This is a genomic window from Pseudomonas sp. 1928-m (genome assembly GCF_029269135.1).
GTDB lineage: Bacteria > Pseudomonadota > Gammaproteobacteria > Pseudomonadales > Pseudomonadaceae > Aquipseudomonas.
The window spans coordinates 36,632-53,648 of sequence record NZ_JARIXO010000001.1 but is presented as its reverse complement, the minus strand read 5'-3'; the positions used below and the strand labels follow the sequence as shown (position 1 = coordinate 53,648).

10 protein-coding genes are annotated in these 17,017 nt (G+C 64.2%); 4 read left to right on the top strand and 6 right to left on the bottom strand.

Annotated elements, in window-relative coordinates:
- Positions 1-106: 106 nt before the first annotated feature.
- From P3C18_RS00240 to P3C18_RS00225, 4 genes are all read right to left on the bottom strand, one after another.
- Positions 107-697 carry a hypothetical protein gene (locus P3C18_RS00240; RefSeq protein ID WP_275959884.1) on the bottom strand — a complete coding sequence of 197 codons (591 nt, stop codon included), beginning with the start codon at positions 695-697 and terminating at the stop codon, positions 107-109.
- Positions 694-1,944 (bottom strand): peptidyl-prolyl cis-trans isomerase, encoded by a 1,251-nt coding sequence (locus tag P3C18_RS00235; protein ID WP_275959883.1) that lies wholly within the window; start codon positions 1,942-1,944, stop codon positions 694-696. Before P3C18_RS00235 ends, P3C18_RS00240 begins: the two co-directional genes overlap by 4 nt.
- 1 nt (position 1,945) lies before the next feature.
- Positions 1,946-2,935: a hypothetical protein gene (locus P3C18_RS00230; protein WP_275959882.1), complete on the bottom strand. Its 990-nt coding sequence runs from the start codon at positions 2,933-2,935 to the stop codon at positions 1,946-1,948.
- Positions 2,936-3,087: 152 nt separating this feature from the next.
- Positions 3,088-4,734 carry a Na/Pi cotransporter family protein gene (locus P3C18_RS00225; RefSeq protein ID WP_275959881.1) on the bottom strand — a complete coding sequence of 549 codons (1,647 nt, stop codon included), beginning with the start codon at positions 4,732-4,734 and terminating at the stop codon, positions 3,088-3,090.
- Positions 4,735-4,941: 207 nt separating this feature from the next.
- On the opposite strand from P3C18_RS00225, the gene recC reads away from it, so the two are divergent.
- The 4 genes from recC to P3C18_RS00205 all read left to right on the top strand — a co-directional run bounded on the left by recC (position 4,942) and on the right by P3C18_RS00205 (position 14,583).
- Positions 4,942-8,196 (top strand): exodeoxyribonuclease V subunit gamma, encoded by a 3,255-nt coding sequence (gene recC, locus P3C18_RS00220; RefSeq protein WP_275959880.1) that lies wholly within the window; start codon positions 4,942-4,944, stop codon positions 8,194-8,196.
- Positions 8,193-11,738, top strand: coding sequence for an exodeoxyribonuclease V subunit beta (gene recB / locus P3C18_RS00215; RefSeq protein ID WP_275959879.1), 3,546 nt, complete (start codon positions 8,193-8,195; stop codon positions 11,736-11,738). Before recC ends, recB begins: the two co-directional genes overlap by 4 nt.
- Before the next feature lie 174 nt (positions 11,739-11,912).
- Positions 11,913-13,739, top strand: a complete 1,827-nt coding sequence (gene recD, locus P3C18_RS00210) for an exodeoxyribonuclease V subunit alpha (protein WP_275961551.1) — start codon at positions 11,913-11,915, stop codon at positions 13,737-13,739.
- A gap of 79 nt (positions 13,740-13,818) precedes the next feature.
- Positions 13,819-14,583 carry a transporter substrate-binding domain-containing protein gene (locus tag P3C18_RS00205; protein ID WP_275959878.1) on the top strand — a complete coding sequence of 255 codons (765 nt, stop codon included), beginning with the start codon at positions 13,819-13,821 and terminating at the stop codon, positions 14,581-14,583.
- A gap of 45 nt (positions 14,584-14,628) precedes the next feature.
- Here the strand turns inward: P3C18_RS00205 and P3C18_RS00200 are convergent, their stop codons facing one another.
- Entirely contained in the window at positions 14,629-14,907 is a 279-nt protein-coding gene (locus P3C18_RS00200; RefSeq protein WP_275959877.1) for a YheV family putative zinc ribbon protein, read from the bottom strand.
- Positions 14,904-16,952, bottom strand: a complete 2,049-nt coding sequence (gene prlC, locus P3C18_RS00195) for an oligopeptidase A (RefSeq protein ID WP_275959876.1) — start codon at positions 16,950-16,952, stop codon at positions 14,904-14,906. Before prlC ends, P3C18_RS00200 begins: the two co-directional genes overlap by 4 nt.
- Positions 16,953-17,017 lie beyond the last annotated feature (65 nt).

Here is a 17,017-nt window from a genome sequence, read left to right as displayed (position 1 = left end):
CACTCCTGAACAGGCGCCCCGTTAATGGGGCGTTTGTCTGTGAGTCGCGTATAGGGTTTAGCCTTGTAAGATTTCCACCTCAGTCCTGTTTTCGGGCTAATTACCCTTAGGGTAATTTTGCTGAGCCCGGCAACAACTCCGGCCTCTCCCTCTGCAGTTTGTTCTGCAGCATTTCCAGCTGCTCCAGCGCGGCGCGGGCCTCAATGAGTTCGCTTGGGCTGCGTTCGCCGGATTGCGCGGCTTGTTCGATGCGCTCGCGGATTGCGGGGATCTGCTGGACGCCGCTGGCGTAGGCCATGATCTGGTCGCGGGTTTGCTGGTCTTCGAAGGCGCTGTATTGCGCCGGGTCGGCAAGCTGGGCGGCGGATGCGGGTTGGCGCGGTTTCAGTTGGCCGAGGGCGGGGCTGCGTGGGTCGCCTTGGTCGGCCATTAGCTGGATCAGCATTTGCGCTTCCTGGGCATTCAATTGCGGTTCGCTGGGCGGTTCTTCCACCGGTTTTTCTGCAGGCGCTGGGATTGCTGCCGGCTGCTGTGTCGGCTGAGCGGCGGGCATATCGGGCAAGCGGATGGGCTGGCTGGTCGGTGTTGCGGCCTCTGCTGCAACGGCTGGCGCGGTGTCGGCCTGGGGCATGCGCATAACGACGATGGTCACCGCGGTGATCACTCCGAGCATGCCGATGCTGAGCCAGGCCTTCATAGCCCTTCTACCTTGGCGTTGGTCAGCAGAGCGTCGACGCGGGCCTGGAAGGCTTGGGTCAGCTGTTCCTTGGCGACGGCCTGGTTGACCTCATAACGCACGCTCGGATCGCTGAGTGGCAGTTGCTTATCCTCACGGCTGCGTACCTGAACGATCTCGAAGGCGCCGTCGATCAGCATCGGCTGGGAAATGCTATTGGCCTTCTGCAGCAGGGCGGTTTTGCGCAGAAAGTCCAGCTGCGCATCCTGCGGGCGAATCAGGCCGAGGTCGCCGGGCGGTGTTTGATTCTTGTTTTCGGCCAGTGAGTAGCGGCGCACGGCTTCATCGAAGCTCAGGCCCTTTTGCAGTTCGGCATATACCCGGTCGGCACTGGCTTGATCAGCCAGGCGGATATGGCTGGCCTGCACCTGAGCAACGTTCAGGTAGAGCTGCAGGTTGCGCTGGTAGTAGGCCTCGGCATCCGCATCGCTGACCCGGCTTGCGCGCTCGCGCAGGCTGGCGGTTTCATGGTGGAAGTCATTGTGCAGGCCGAGCTGGTGCAGGTATTTGTGGCGGACGAGTTTGTCGCGCACCAGCTGGCGGATGCCGGCCTGGTCGTCCGCGCTGAAGCCTTTCTCTCCGAGTTGATACCAGAGGTAGTCACGCAGCGCCTGCTGACGCACCTGTTCGGCCAGGTACACCAGGTTGCCCTGCTGCAATTCCACTCGACCTTGTACGTTATCGCCCTGATACAGCTCGAGCAGATTCAGGCGTTGTTCGGCCTGACCGGGGAATTGCCAACTGATCAGTTGCACCTGCGCGGCGTCGGCTTGCTGTTGGGGACTCAGTTGCAGGCTATCGAGCACCACGCCTTGCGTCTGCGTGGTCAGCACCTGGCGTAGCCGTGCACTGCTCAGCGCTTGCGGTTGGCGCAGAAAGGGCCGTACATCGTGGTCGAACTGGCGGCCGTAGACCTGCTCAATCAGATTGCTCGCCTCACGCTCGACCAAGGCATTTAGGTCGCTGCTGTATTTGCTGCTCAGTTCGGCTTCCACCTCACGGGCCAGCAGGTGGTTTTCCGCCAGCCCCGTGCGCAGCAGGCGCAGGTCGGTGTTGAATTTGACCCGGGTCATGGCCTGCTCCAGCAGGCCGATGCTTTTGCCGGGCAGGCGTTCACCGTTGATACGCATGTCCTGGCTGCCCAGGGCTGACAGGCAGATGCCGGTCAGCCCCAGTACCAGCAAACTGCGCTGGATAAGCCCGCGCACCTTACAGGCCACCCTGGCCGTAGAAGGTGTTGGCACCCTTGGTCAGCACGCTGACGGTGAGGGCGATGGACTCCGGAATCAGCTCCTTGGCCACCCGCAGGCGGGTGGCGTAGCTGGTGTCGTACAGCGGCTCGGGGCGCTGGTAGGCGACTTGGGCCGTCTGGGTCAGCAGATCGCGGATCGGCTTTTGCGGATCGTAACTGCCGACCCGGTTGGCCACGGCCGCCATATTGTTCAGGCCTTCGCTGAAGTAGTGGTCGTCCACCCAGCCTTCCCAGCCGGAGTGGCCATTGCCCGAAGTGACCCAGGCATGGTGCGGCTGTGCGACATCGCCGGTGGTGTGCAGTGAGTAGCCGATGGTCTGCAGCGAGGGCGCGTTCTTGAACTGATCGAACCAGTACTTGGCCAGGTTATCGATGGGCTGGAAGGCCGCCGTCTGGAAGTCGCCGTAGTGCGTCTGCCAGTTGGAGTAGGTGCCCTGACGGTAATGCGCTTCGGTGGTGTCGAAGTCGCTCTTCTTCAGCTCGCGGTTGTACAGATAAACCATGGCGTACCAGTCAACGTCGCCGCTCCAGCTACCGTCCACCTTGCGGTAGCGGTAGTCGTAGCCACCGTGGTCGTTGCCGTGGGCGTCGCCCTGGCGGGCCATGTTGATAAAGTGCCAATAGGAGGTGTAGTTGACCAGCGAAGCCGCTGCGCCATACACCGGCGCGTGCTCGTAGCCGACCCACCAGCCGCCCAGGCGGGTGTCCTGGAAGTCGTCGACGTCGTAGGCGGCCTGGCCGAGGATTTCGCCCGCGCGGGCTTCGCTGCCAGCTGCGCCGACGTAGAACTGGTAGGCGCGCTTCATCTCGGGCGTGGCATGGGCCGAGTTGAGGAAGGCCAGGGCGTCCTTGACGATATTTTTGTGCGTAGGTTGCGACCAGGCGCTGGCGTGGCTGGCACTAAAAGCCAGGACTAGACCAACGACCAGGGAGGTGAGGGTTTTCATAGGGAAGGCGCTCTTTTGTTGTTGGAGTTGAGCAGTATTAGCGAGCATTGATGGCAGAACTGTTGCAATGCCGCACTCCAACTTAAAGCCTATGCCCTGGATTGCCTCAACCCAACTAAGGTTTGGTGGTATAGACCAATTTGCTTGTGCTGTTACTCCGCGCCGCCGTCCTCGTGATGCAGAGCCCCTGTCTCGCTGCTTTCCAGCACCACATAGGCGCTGGCGCAGAACAGTGAGTTGAGGCGCTTCATGTCGGCAATCAGCTCCATATGCAGGGCGCTGGTTTCGATGCTTTGCACCACCTGATGGTGCAGGCGGCTGACATGGGCGTGGGCCAGGCGGCGTTCCTGGGCGCGGAAGCGGCGTTTCTCGCGCAGCAGTTGGCGCGCGCTTTCCTTGTCTGCGGAGAGAAACACCGACAGGCCCAGGCGCAGGTTGGCCAGCAGCTGGGCGTGCAGGGCGGTGAGTTCTTCCAGGCCGCTGTCCGAGAAGGAATGGCGCTGCGCGGTCTTCTGATCCTGCACTTTGCCGAGCATGCGTTCGATGATGTCGCCGGCCTGCTCCAGGTTGACCGCCAGTTCGATGATCTCCGCCCAGCGCCGGCTGTCGTGCTCACTCAGCACTTCGCGCGGCACCTGCGCCAGGTAGAGTTTGACCGCGCTGTAGAGCGCATCGACATCATCATCCAGGCGGCGCAGTTCCTTGCCCAGGGCGGTTTGCCCACCGTGCAGCACTTCCAGCAAATGGTTGAGCATGGTCTCGATCAGGTCGCCGATGCGTAGGGTTTCGCGCACCGCATTGGCCAGCGCCAGGCTCGGTGTGGCCAGCGCGGTGGGGTCGAGATGGCGCGGGCGGGCGACGCCGTTTTCGTCCGGGCGATCCGGCAGCAGCCAGTTGCAGAAGCGCGCCATCAGCCCGACCGTGGGTAGCATCAACAGGCAGCGCAGGCCGTTGTAGAGCAGGTGAAAGCCGATCACCAGCTCTTCGGGGCGCCAGTTCAGGCTGTCCAGCCAGTTGGCCAGCGGGTCGAGGAACGGCATCACCAGCAGCAGGCCGATCAGCTTGTACAGCAGGCTGCCCAGGGCCACGCGTCGCCCGGCTGGGGTTTGCAGGCTGCTGGTGAGAAAGGCCAGCACGCCACTGCCGATATTCGCGCCAATCACCAGGCCGATGGCCACGGGCAGGCTGATCAGACCGGCACCGGTCAGGGTGGCGGTGAGCAGCACGGCGGCCAGGCTGGAGTAGGAAATCAGCGCGAACAGTGCGCCGACCAGGGCATCCAGCAGCAGGTCGCCAGTCAGCGAGGCAAACAGCACCTGGATGCCGCGGGTTTGGGTAATCGGTGTGGCGGCGGCAACGATCAGCTCCAAGGCCAGCAGCATCAGCCCCAGGCCGATGGCCACGCGGCCAAGCTGGCCGGCGCGGGTTTGCTTGCGCGAGAGGAAGAACACCACGCCGAGAAAGATCAGCAGTGGGCTCAACCAGCTCAGGTCGAGGGTCAGCACCCGCGCCATCAGCGCGGTGCCGACGTCCGCGCCGAGCATGATCGCCAGCGCTGGGGTCAGCGCCATCAGCCCCTGGCTGACAAATGAGGTAACCAGCAGCGCGGTGGCGTTGCTGCTCTGCACCAGCGCGGTCACGCCGATTCCGGCGGCAAAGGCCAGCGGCCGCTTGCTGACGTTATGGCTGAGTACCTTGCGCAGATGCGAGCCATACACCCGCAGGATGCCGGTACGGACGATATGGGTGCCCCAGATCAGCAAGGCGACGGCAGACAGAAGATTAAGCAGGGTGAGCATGGTGCTGCTCCCTGGCGCGTCAGCCCGGTTGCAGCGTGACGCGTGGTTTTTACTTGTTATAAAGGCCCATCTTGTAGAAGCGCAGGCCCTGTAATTAGCTTTAGCTGGGGTTGGCCATCCGCGCCAGCGCGCGACACAGACTGTCGCGTAATCCCGCCAGGCTGCGTGAGCTGATAACCTTGCTCGCTACTGAACGGATGCCCGCTGATGCTCACTCTCTACCACGCCCCTGACCTGGAAACCCTTGGCGAGCTGGCCACCACCCTGCTCGCCACGCCGATGCGTGAGCCTTTTGCGCCGGCGTTGGTGGTGGTGCCGAGCCAGGGCATGGGCCGTTGGTTGACCCTGGAGCTGGCGCGCAAGCAGGGCATCGCCATGCAGCTGGAGGTGCAGCTGCCGGCCAAGTTTGTCTGGGACTTGTCGCGCCTGGCTTTGGGCCAGCTGCCGGAGCAATCGGCGTTCAGTCCCAGCAGCCTGAGCTGGCGCCTGTATGACTGGCTGTGCGAACCGGCCCACCTGGTCGAAGCGCCGCGTCTGGCGCATTATCTGGACGGTGGCGATGAACGCAGAAGGCTGTCATTAGCCGTTAAGATCGCCGACGTATTCGACCAATACCTGCTGTATCGCGACGACTGGTTGGCCAGCTGGGAGCGCAACGACTTGCTCGATCTCGGCCCGGATGAAGCCTGGCAAGCGCTGCTCTGGCGCGAGCTGACCAAAGACGGCCATCCACATCGCGCGCGTTTGCTTGAAGAACTGCTGGCCCGCCTCTACCAAGCCGAGCCCATCGCCGGCCTGCCCGAACGCATGCTGGTGTTCGGTATCAGCTCGCTGCCGCCACACCACATGCGTGTGCTCGAAGGCCTGGCGCGGCATACCCAGGTGATTGTTTTCGCCCTTAACCCATGCCGTGAAGCCTGGGGGGAAATTCGCGATATCCGCGAACTGGTGCGGCAACCCGAAGCCAGCCCCGAAGACTGGTATCTGGATGTTGGCCATCCGCTGCTGGCCAGCCTGGGCAAGCAGGGCCGCGACTTTTTCGACAGCCTGTTCAGCCTTGCTTCCAGCGAGGGCAGTCAGGAAATCGGCCTGTATTCCGAAGATGCTGACCTGCACGACGCCAGCCTGCTGCAGGCATTGCAGAACGACATCCTGCGCCTGCGCACCCGCACTGCTGATGAGCGTTTGCTGCTGCGCGAAGACGACCGTTCGCTGGAGCTGCACGTCGCCCACTCGCCGCTGCGCGAGGTGGAAATTCTGCATGACCAGCTGCTCGCGCGCTTTGCCGCCGAGCCTAGCCTGACCCCGGATCAGGTGGTGGTGCTGACCCCGGATATCGAGCGTTATGCGCCCTATATCGAAGCGGTGTTCGCCCCGCGTGAAGGCGTACCGCGCATTCCTTTCAGCCTTGCCGACCGCAGCCTGCGCGCGGAAATCCCCCTGCTGGAAGCCTTCCTCAACCTGCTGGCGCTGCCGGATAGCCGCTTTGCCGCCGAGGAAATTCTCGCCTGGCTGGAACAGCCCGCCATCGCCCGTCGCGTCGGTATTGAGGCAGAAGACTTACCGCTGCTGCGCGACTGGTTGCGTGACGCCGGCGTGCGCTGGGGCCGCGATGCAACGCACCGTGAGCAACTGGGCCTGCCGGCGGATGCGGCCTTTACCTGGCGCCAGGGCCTGGATCGCCTGCTGTTGGGCTTTGCCGCGCCGCCGCAGCTGGCCGGCCTGCAAGCCCCGCTGCTGGGCGATAGCTGGCCGCTGGATGCGCTGGAAGGCGGCCGCGCGCAACTGCTCGGGCGCCTGGCCGGTTTTGTCGAGCGCTTGGCCGCGCTGGCGCAGAGCCTGCAACGGCCACGCGCCCTGGGCGAATGGGCCGAGAGCCTGCAAGGGCTGATCGATCAGCTGTTTGATGAGCGCGAGGCCGGCGAGACCCTGTTGCTGCTGTCCAAGGCCTGCGCGGCGCTCAAGGAACAGGGCGATGCCTCGGGTGTTGAGCGACCAATCGAGCTGGCGCTGATCCGCCAGCAACTTACCGCTGCCTTGGAACAGGGCAGCGCCGCCTCGGGTTTTCTCACTGGTGCGGTGACCTTCTGCACCATGGTGCCGATGCGTAGCCTGCCGTTCCGTCTGGTCTGCCTGCTTGGCCTGGATGATGGCGCCTTGCCGCGCCGCACCCCGGCAGCGGGCTTTGACCTGATCAGCCAGAAGCCCCGCCGTGGCGACCGCGCACGCCGTCTGGATGACCGCTATCTGCTGCTGGAAACCCTGCTCTCGGCGCGTGGCGGCCTGTACCTCAGCTACGTCGGCCGCGACCCGCGCAGCAATGCCGAGCTGCCGCCGTCGGTGTTGGTCAGCGAATTGCTGGATGTGGTCGACCTCACGGCGATAGATGACAACGGCCCGGCCAGCGCCCATATCACCCATCACCACCCCTTGCAGCCCTTCGCCCCCGGCAACTTCGCCGGCAACCGCCATGCCGGCTTTGCCGCGCCCTGGTTCTACGCTGCGCAGCGCTTGAGTCAGGCGGTGCAAGCACCCGCGCCCTTTGCCAGTCCGTTGGATGCACCGGATCAAGATTGGCTGAACATCGAACCCAGCCAACTGATTCACTGTTTTAAACACCCGGCGCGCTACCTGCTGGAACAGCGCCTCGGCCTGCGCCTGGCGCAGACCGAAGAAACCCTGGCCGGCGACGAGCCGTTCAGCGTCGAGTGGACCAGCCAGCACGGTCTGCGCCAGTTGGCGTTGCAGGCCATCGAGAACGGCTGGAGCGAACGCCAGGAGCGCGCCGTAGCGGCGGCCTCTGGCTGGCTGCCGGTGGGCGAGCTGGGTCAGGCGCACTGGGGGCAGATTCGCGGGCCGATCCGCGCCTTTGCGCCGACGCTGTTCGACGAACGTCCGGAGGATGCACCGCAACCGCTGTTGGTGGATCTGCAGCTGGCCGGCGTACGCATCCACGGCTGGCTGGATGGCGTGACCAGTGCCGGGCTGTTCGACTACCGCCTGCGGGATCTCGGCGCCTGGGAGCTGGCGCCCTTCTGGCTGCGCCATCTGCTGCTTAACTGCGCTGCCACCCCCGAGATCAGCCGCGATAGTCGCCTGCTCTCGCCGAAAAGCGAATGGCGTCTGGGCCCGCTGGCCAGTGCCCGTGAGCTGCTGCAGCCCTGGCTCGAAGCCTACAAAAGCGCGCTGTGCGAGCCGCTGCCGCTGTTCGCCAAATGCAGCCACGGTTTTGCTCGCAAATGGCGCAACCCCGGGCGCAAGGAGCCTATTGACGCCGCCCGCAGCGAAGCGCGGTTGATGTGGCAAGGCAATGACTTTATGACCGGCGAAGGTCAGGACCCCTGGAATGCCCTGGCCTTCCGCGACCGTGAGGCGTTGGACGAGCGCTTCGAAGCCCTCGCCGAGCAGCTTTACGGCCCAGCGCTGGATGCCCTGCAAGGCAGTGAAGAGGACGGAGCATGAGCAGCGCCAGCCTTAACCTGCTGCACGACAGCTTCACCGGCCGCTCGCTGATTGAGGCCAGTGCCGGTACTGGCAAGACCTGGACCCTGACCGCGCTGTACGCCCGCCTGTTGCTGCAGAAGCAGCTCAGCGTCAGTCAGATTCTGGTGGTGACCTTTACCACCGCTGCCACCGCCGAGCTGCGCGAGCGCATTCGCAAGCGCCTGGCCGAGCTGCTGGCGGTGTATGACAACGGCCCGGGCGGCGATAAGTTGCTCAATGATCTGCATGCCCAGTATCCGGGCCCGGCCAGCCATCGGCGTTTGCTCTTGGCCGTGCATGGCTTCGATGAGGCGGCGATTTTCACCATCCACGGCTTCTGCCAGCGTGCTTTGCAGGACGCTGCGTTCGAGGCCGGTGGCGATTTCGACAACGAACTGACCCATGACGACCGCGAGATTATCGACGCCCTGCTCGCCGACCTCTGGCGGCATGAGCTGGCCGCCGCCGAGCCGGAATGGGCGGCGTTTCTGGTGCAGCAGAAGATCACCCCGCAGGTGCTGCGCCAGCGTTTGCGCAATCACCTGGGCAAGCCGTATCTGCGCATCGAACCGCAGCCGGGCACGCGCAGTGAGATGAGCGCCCTGCGCGCCGCCTGGCAGCAGGCACAGCGCTGCTGGCTAAGCGAAAGCGCCACCTGGCTGGCGCAGCTAAAGGCCTTCGACGGCTTCAAGAGCAATATGTGCAACCCGGCCAAGCTGGGCGTCTGGCAAGCCGAGCTGGATGGTTATTTCAGTGATGCCGCGGCGCTGTTCAGCAAGACCGAAGCGCACCGCCGCCTGGCTCGCGAGGGGCTTAACAAGGCCAGCAAGAAGGGCTGCGAAGCCCCGGCCAATCCGCTGGCCGCCGCGCTGCAGGAACTCTGCGATGCCCTGGATGCGGCACAGCCCGAGGCCGAGCAGCGCCTGATCGACCTGCAGGTACGCCTGATCGGCCAGCTCAACGAGCAACTGCCGGCGCGCAAGGCGGCGCAGCGGTTGCTGGCCTTCGATGACCTGCTTAACAAGCTGCAGCAGGCGCTGCAGGGAGAGGGTGGTGAACACCTGGCTAGCACCTTGCGCACGCAATACCCGGTGGCGCTGATCGACGAGTTTCAGGACACCGATCCGGTGCAGTACCGGGTGTTTCACCGTATTTATCAGGACGCCGGCGACCTGTGTTTTGTCGGCGACCCCAAGCAGGCCATCTACGCCTTCCGTGGTGCGGATCTGGCGACCTACCTCAAGGCCCGCAGTGAAGCCGCGCGCCAGTACAGCCTGGCCACCAACCACCGCTCCACGCCTGAGCTGATCGCCGCGCTGAATCAGCTGTTCGGCCGGCCCATGCCCTTTGCCGAGAAAGGCTTGGATTACCAGCAGGTCGGGGCCAGCAACAAGGCGCGGGCGCAGCTGGTGCTGCCGCCTGCTGAGGATGAAACCGACGCACCGCTGGCCTTGGTCTGGTTGGATAACGACTACCTGGGCAAGGGCGAAGCGGGGGCGTTAGTCGCTCGCGACACGGCGCGGCGCATTGCGGCGGTGCTGAGCGCCAGCAGTCAAGGTCAGGCATATTTCGAGGAGAACAGCACGCGCACACCGCTCAAAGGTGGTGATATCGCCGTGCTGGTCGCCAGTCACCGCCAGGCCGGCGAAGTGGCCGCCGAGCTGTCCGCCCGTGGCGTGCCCAGTGTGCGCCGCGGCAAGGAGAACGTCTGGCATAGCGAGGAGGCCGATGAGCTGTCCGCCGTGCTCGCCGCCTACGCCGAACCGGGCCGCGAGGGTGCGTTGCGTTATGCCCTGGCCAGCCGTTTGCTGGGTCGTAGCGCCGCCGATCTGGCCGCCTGCAGCGAAGATGCCCAGGCCTGGGACCGCGAGCGTGAAGCCGCCGAACGCTACCACCAACTCTGGCAGCAGCAGGGCTTTATGCGCGCTTTCCGCGCCTGGCTGGATGAGCAGCAAGTGGCTCAGCGGCTGCTGGCGCTGGTCGACGGCGAGCGGCGCCTGACCAACCTGCTGCACCTGGCCGAGCTGTTGCAAACCGAAAGCCTGCAACGCCCCGGCCTGGAGCAATTGCTCGCCTGGTTTAATGCCCAGCGCAGCGCCGAGGCCCACGGCGAGGACGCCCTGCTGCGCCTGGAAAGCGATGCCGAGCGGGTGCAGATTGTCACCATCCACACCTCCAAGGGCCTGGAATACCCGCTGGTGTTCTGCCCCTACCTGTGGGACGGCGCGCTGCTGCGCCAGCATGAGGACATCAGCTGCCACGCTGACGACGGCACACCACTGCTGGACCTGGGCAGCGAGCAGCTCGACACACACCGTGAGCGCGCCCGTCACGAACGCTTCGCCGAAAAACTGCGGCTGACCTATGTGGCCCTGACCCGCGCCCGGGATCGCCTGTGGCTGCACTGGGGGCCGGTGGACTGCAAGCCGAAAAAGGACGGCACCCTCGCTGACAGCGGCCTGCATAGCAGCGCCCTGGCCTGGCTGCTGCACGGTCGCCAATTGCCCGGTGAGGATGCCCTGGCCGAGCTTGCTGTCCATCTGCAAAATCTCAGTCCGCAGGGTTTGCGTGCGGAAGTCGAACAGTTGATCGCCAGCAGCCAAGGCCAGATGGCCATTCAACCGTTGCGTGAAAGCGAGGCCAGTGCCGCCGGCGAGCAGCGCGCCCCGGCCCCGCAGCAACTCGCCACGCTGCAGCGCAGCCTGCACAGCGCCTGGCGTATCGGCAGCTTCTCCGGGCTGGCCGCCGGTATGCATATGGAAGCGCCGGATCGCGACGGCCTGGTGCTGCCGGATGCCAGCGAACCGGGCAGCGGCTTCTTTGCCTTTCCCCGCGGCGCGCGGGCCGGTACCTGTCTGCATGCCATTCTGGAAGACTGGGCGCGCGGTAAAGCTGCGCTGAATGAACTGATCGAACCGGGGCTAAGCGGCCACGGTATCAGCAGCGACTGGCAGGCCGTGGCGCTTGAGCATCTGCAACAGGTGATCGACGCCGATCTGGATGGCCAGGGTCTGACCCTCGCCGGCCTCAACCCGGCGCGGCGTTTGCCTGAGCTGGGCTTTACCTTCCCCCTGGCCGGGCTGGATGTGCAGCGCCTGCGCGCGATTCTCTGCGACCCGGCTCATGGCCTGGCCGAGCCGATGCGCGAGGCGGCAGCGCGGCTGGAGTTCGACAGCCTCAAGGGCTTTCTCAAGGGCTTTATTGACCTGACCTTCGAGCACGATGGGCGCTGGTATATCGCCGACTACAAATCCAACTGGCTCGGCCCGGATGCTGGTTACTACGGCGGCGAACGCCTGCTGCAGGCCCTGGCCGCCGAGCATTACTACCTGCAATATCTGATCTACCTGGTGGCGTTGCGACGCTTTCTGCGTCAGCGTCTGGACGACTTCGACAATGAACAGTTGGGCGGTGTCTATTACCTGTTTCTGCGCGGCATGCCGAGCGCCGGGGTGTATTTCTCGCGGCCGAGCGATAGGCTGCTCGATGCGCTGGATACCTTGTTTGCGGAGGGCCGATGATGCCGCTTCGTAACCCGGATGCAATCCGGGAAAGGTCATCGTGCCGCCTCACGCATTCCCCGGATTGCATCCGGGCTACGGGCTATGGATCTTGCGTAGGAGCGGGCCATGCCCGCGAAAATGTGGCGGCGCAAAAACATCGCGGGCATGGCCCGCTCCTACAGGGGTATCGCCATGCTGTCTGATCTACCCCTTGGCCCATTGGAACGCGCGCTGGTCGACAGCTTGCAGCGCCTTGATCCGGCGGCCTCACCCGTGGTGCTGGCCTCGGCGGCGCTGCTCTGCACGGCCCTGGATAAGGGCGATGTCTGCCTGCCACTGGCGCGATTGGCCGGGCAGCGGCCCTGGCCCGAGCACGCGTTTAACGTGCCGGCGTTGGCTGAATGGCAGGCTCAGCTTGAGGCCTCAAGCCTGGTGGGTGGCGACGGTGATTTCACCCCACTGATTCTTGTGCACGGCCGCCTCTATCTGGCGCGTTATCAAGCCTATGAGCGCCAGTTGGCCGAGCAGTTGCTGCAACGTGCCGCCGACCTGCCCGAAGTGGATGAGGCCCAGCTCAGTGAAAGCCTGACCCGGTTGTTTGCCTTTAACCAGCAGCAACCCGACTGGCAGCGCCTGGCCGCCGCTCAGGCGGTGCGGCGTAAGCTGGCAGTGATCTCCGGCGGCCCCGGCACCGGCAAAACCACCACTGTGGTGCGTCTGCTCGCCGCGTTATTAGAGCAGCCCGGTTGCGAGCACTTGGCCATTGGCCTGGCCGCACCCACCGGCAAGGCGGCGGCACGGATGGCTGAGGCCATTCGTAATGCCAAAGCCGAATTGCCGGTCAGCGAGGCGATCAAAGCCGCGCTGCCCGATGAGGCGCGCACCTTGCACCGCCTGCTCGGCAGCCGGGGCGACAGCCCGCAGGTGCGCCATCACGCGGCCAACCCGCTGGCGCTGGATGTGCTGGTGGTGGACGAAGCCTCGATGGTCGACCTGGCGCTGATGGCCAAGCTGCTCGATGCCCTGCCGCCCACTGCGCGGCTGATTCTGCTCGGCGACAAGGACCAGCTGTGCGCCGTGGAAGCCGGTGCTGTATTCGCCGAACTCTGCGAGGGCCGTGGTTTCGATGCCCAGGCCGCCAGCGAGCTACAACGCATCACCGGCCAGCAGGTGCCGGTCAGCGAGCCCAGTTCACAGCTCGGCGACGCCGTGGTGCTACTGACTCATAGCCACCGCTTTGCCGGCGACAGCGGCATCGGCGAGCTGGCGCGCCGGATCAACGGTGGCGATGTCAGCGGTACCCTCAACCTGCTCAAGGAAGACCGCAGCGATTTGGATTGGACGGCCCAACCAACGCCCAACGAGCTGCTGGAGCGTCTGGATCAAGGCTATGCGCCCTATATCAACGCCGCCAAAAGCGCCGACCCTGCAGCGGCTTTCGCCGCGTTCAATACCTTCCGCGCGCTTTGCGCCCAGCGTGAAGGTGCCTGGGGCGTGGCCGGGATCAACGAGGCCTTGGAGGCACGGATCAAGCGCCGCAGTCATGTTGCCAGCCGCGAGCGCTGGTACGTTGGTCGGCCGATTATGGTGCGGCAGAACGACTACGCCTTGGGTCTGTTCAATGGCGATATCGGCCTCTGCCTACACACTGAGTACGGCCTGCGAGTGTTTTTTGAGGGTGAAGAAGGCTACCGCCCCTTCGCCCCGGCGCGCTTGCCCAGCCACGACAGCGCCTTCGCCATGACCGTACATAAAAGCCAGGGCTCGGAATTCGCCGAAGTGCTGCTGGTGCTGCCCGAACAACCCAGCCCACTGCTCAGTCGCAGCCTGTTCTACACCGGCATCACCCGCGCCAAACACAAGGTGGAAATCTGGGCCCTACCCGCCCGCCTCGGTGAAGCCGTGGCCACCCGCGCGGAACGGGCAGCGGGGTTGGCTGAGCGGTTGGCCACAACATATGCAGCCGCACAGGTACATGCCCCCACCGCGACCAATGGCCAGCTAGGGTTATTTGACTAGTTATGCGCATAGTGCCGCCTACACTGGAGTCAGGATCACTGCTGCTCTGCGTTGCGCGTCCCGCGCTAAGGTCAGGTTGATGCCTGCACGAACACTTATCTGTCTGTTCTTAAGCCTAGCGCTCTGCACCAGCGCCCTGGCGGCGCCGTTGCGTCTGGTTACTGGCGATGACTACGCGCCCTTTACCGGTAGGGCGCTGCCTGCAGGTGGCATGCTGACGCAGGTGGTGCGCGCGGCATTGCAGCGCAGCAGTATCGACAGCAGCCTGGATTGGCAGCCATGGAACCGCGGCTACCTGAAAACCCTGCGCGGGCAGTACGACGCGACTTTCCCTTACGTACGCACCCCACAGCGCGAAGAGGTATTTCTCTACTCGGAGCCGCTGTTTATCGCCGAACAGCATATTTTCAGCCGTGCTGGTGAGGTGATCGAGGTCGACGATGTATCGAGTATGCAGGGCCGCCGCCTGTGCTATCCACTCGGTTGGCAGCCACCGCCGATCATTCAGCAGTTGCTTGATGATGGGCAGTTAAACCGGCACTCCCCGACCGGGCTGAATGAGTGCGCACGCCTGCTATTGATGGATCGCGATGATTTCTTTATCTCCGATCGGCGCCTGGGTGAAACCGCGCTGCAATTGACCGGAGTGCCTAGCGAACGCTTTCGCCGCTCCAACAGTGCGATCAGCAGCAGTACCTTGCACCTGATCGTGCCGCGCAGCCATCCGCAGGCGGCGGTGATCATTGCGCAGTTCAATCAGGGCTTGGCGCAATTGCGTGCCAGTGGCGATTACCAACGTCTGCTTGATCGGCATCAGCAGCAGGGCGAAAGCGCTACGCCTTGAGCTGGCGTAGCGGCTTTATGACCTGACATCCCTGGCGGCCACTCGCTATTTTTTCAGCTTTGGATTGGGGAAGAACTGCACAACTTGCACCTTGGGGTCGGCGACCTTGGGTTTTAGCGCGCTGATATTGACCCGCGTGGGCAGCTCGCGCGGCACCGAGTTACCGCGTTCATCCAGGGTGTCGGCGTAGCCGCAGGCGACGCATTCGCGGTGCGGCACGTTGTCGACATTCCACATCTGGATCTTGTCCATTTCGCTGCACGCCGGGCACACCGCCCCGGCGATAAAGCGTTTTGCGCTGATATTTACAGGTGCATCTGTCATGCGGCCTCCTGGCTCAGACCGAGGTGGCGCAGCAGGGCGTCGATGGAGGGCGGGCGGCCACGGAAGTCGACAAACAGCACCATCGGTTCCTGCGAACCGCCACGGGCCAGGATCGCCTCACGGAAGGCGCGGCCGGTGGAACTGTTGAATACGCCTTCTTCCTCAAACTTGGAGAAGGCATCGGCGCTCAGCACTTCGGCCCACTTGTAGCTGTAATAACCGGCCGCGTAACCGCCGGCGAAGATATGCGCGAAGCTGTTGGGGAAGCGGTTGTAGGCCGGCGGGCGCAGCACCGAGACTTCCTGGCGGATGCCTTCGAGTACGTCGAGCACGCTTCGGCCGTCGCCGTGGGTGGCGTGCAGTTCGAAGTCGAACAGGCTGAACTCGATCTGCCGCACCATCATCAGCCCGGACTGGAAGTTCTTCGCCGCCAGCATCTTGTCCAGCAGGTCCTGCGGCAGCGGCTCGCCGGTCTCAAAATGGCCGGAGATCAGCGCCAGGCCCTCCGGCTCCCAGCACCAGTTCTCCATAAACTGGCTTGGCAGCTCGACCGCATCCCAGGCCACGCCGTTGATGCCGGACGCGCCGGCATGTTCGACGCGGGTCAGCAGGTGATGCAGGCCGTGGCCAAATTCGTGGAACAGGGTGGTGACTTCATCGTGGGTCAGCAGCGCTGGCTTGCCGCCGACGGCTGGAGTGAAGTTGCACACTAGGTTGGCCACCGGGCTGATCAGTTCACCCTGGGCTGAACGACGCTTGTCACGCGCGCCATCCATCCAGGCGCCGCCGCGCTTGTTGGCGCGGGCGTAGAGGTCGAAGAAGAAGCGCCCGACGTGCGCGCCGTTCTCCTTGATTTCGAACAGGCGCACATCAGAGTGCCAGCTGTCGAAGCCGCTCAATTCCTCGATCTGGATGCCGTAAAGCTTTTCGACGATGGCGAACAGGCCGCTGAGCACCTTGTCGATGGGGAAGTAGGCGCGGAGGATTTCCTGGGAAATGCTGTAGCGCTGCTCGCGCAGTTTCTCGCTGTAGTAGCCCACATCCCAGCTTTGCAGATCGTTGCAGCCCTGTTCGGCGGCGAAGGCTTGCAGCTCGCGCAGGTCCTGCTCGGCAAAGGGTTTGCCGCGTGTGCCGAGGTCTCGCAGGAAGTGCAGCACCTGATCGGTGGTCTCGGCCATCTTGCTGGCCAGGCTCAGCTCGGCGTAGTTGCCGAAGCCCAGTAGTTTGGCCAGCTCCTGACGCAGGGCGAGGATTTCCAGCATCACCGGGCCATTGTCGTTTTTCCCGGCATTCGGCCCTTGATCGGAGGCGCGGGTGCAGTAGGCGGCATACAGCTCTTCGCGCAGGGCGCGGTCGTTGGCGTAGGTCATCACCGCGAAGTAGCTGGGGAATTCCAGGCTGATCAGCCAGCCGTCCAGGCCCTTGGCTTCGGCAGCCTGCTTCATTTGCGCCTTGGCCGAGTCGGTCAGGCCATCCAGCGCGGCCTCGTCGGTGACGTGCTTGGTCCAGGCCTGGGTGGCATCGAGCAATTGGTTGGAGAACTTGCTGGCCAGCTCGGAGAGCTTCATCTGGATTTCGCCGTAGCGCTTCTGCTGCTCGGCTGGCAGGTCGATGCCGGACAGGCGGAAGTCGCGCAGGGCGTGTTCGAGAATGGTCTTCTGCGCCACGTCGAAACCTGCGGCTGCGGGACTTTCGGCCAGCGCCTGATAGGCCTGGAACAGCGGCTGATTCTGGCCGATTTCGGTCCAGTACTCGGACAGCTTCGGCAGGCAGGCCTCGTAGGCGGCGCGCAGCTCGGGGCTGTTACACACGGCATTCAGGTGGCTGACCGGGCTCCAGGCCTGACCCAGGCGTGCGCCCAGCTCATCCAGCGCGAGCACCAGGCCATCCCAGCTCGGTGTGCCAGACTGTTGCTCCAGTAGCCGGCTCATGGCCGCGCGGTTGTCGGCAAGAATGCTGTCCACCGCCGGCTCGACATGCTCCGGACGGATGGCGGCATAGGACGGCAGATCGAAGGCTTGCAGCAGTGGATTGTTGGCAGTCACGACAGGTCACCTGTAACGAAATGGGTTTGCAGCTGTGACCCCGGCGGGCGCAAAAGGCTCCCAGG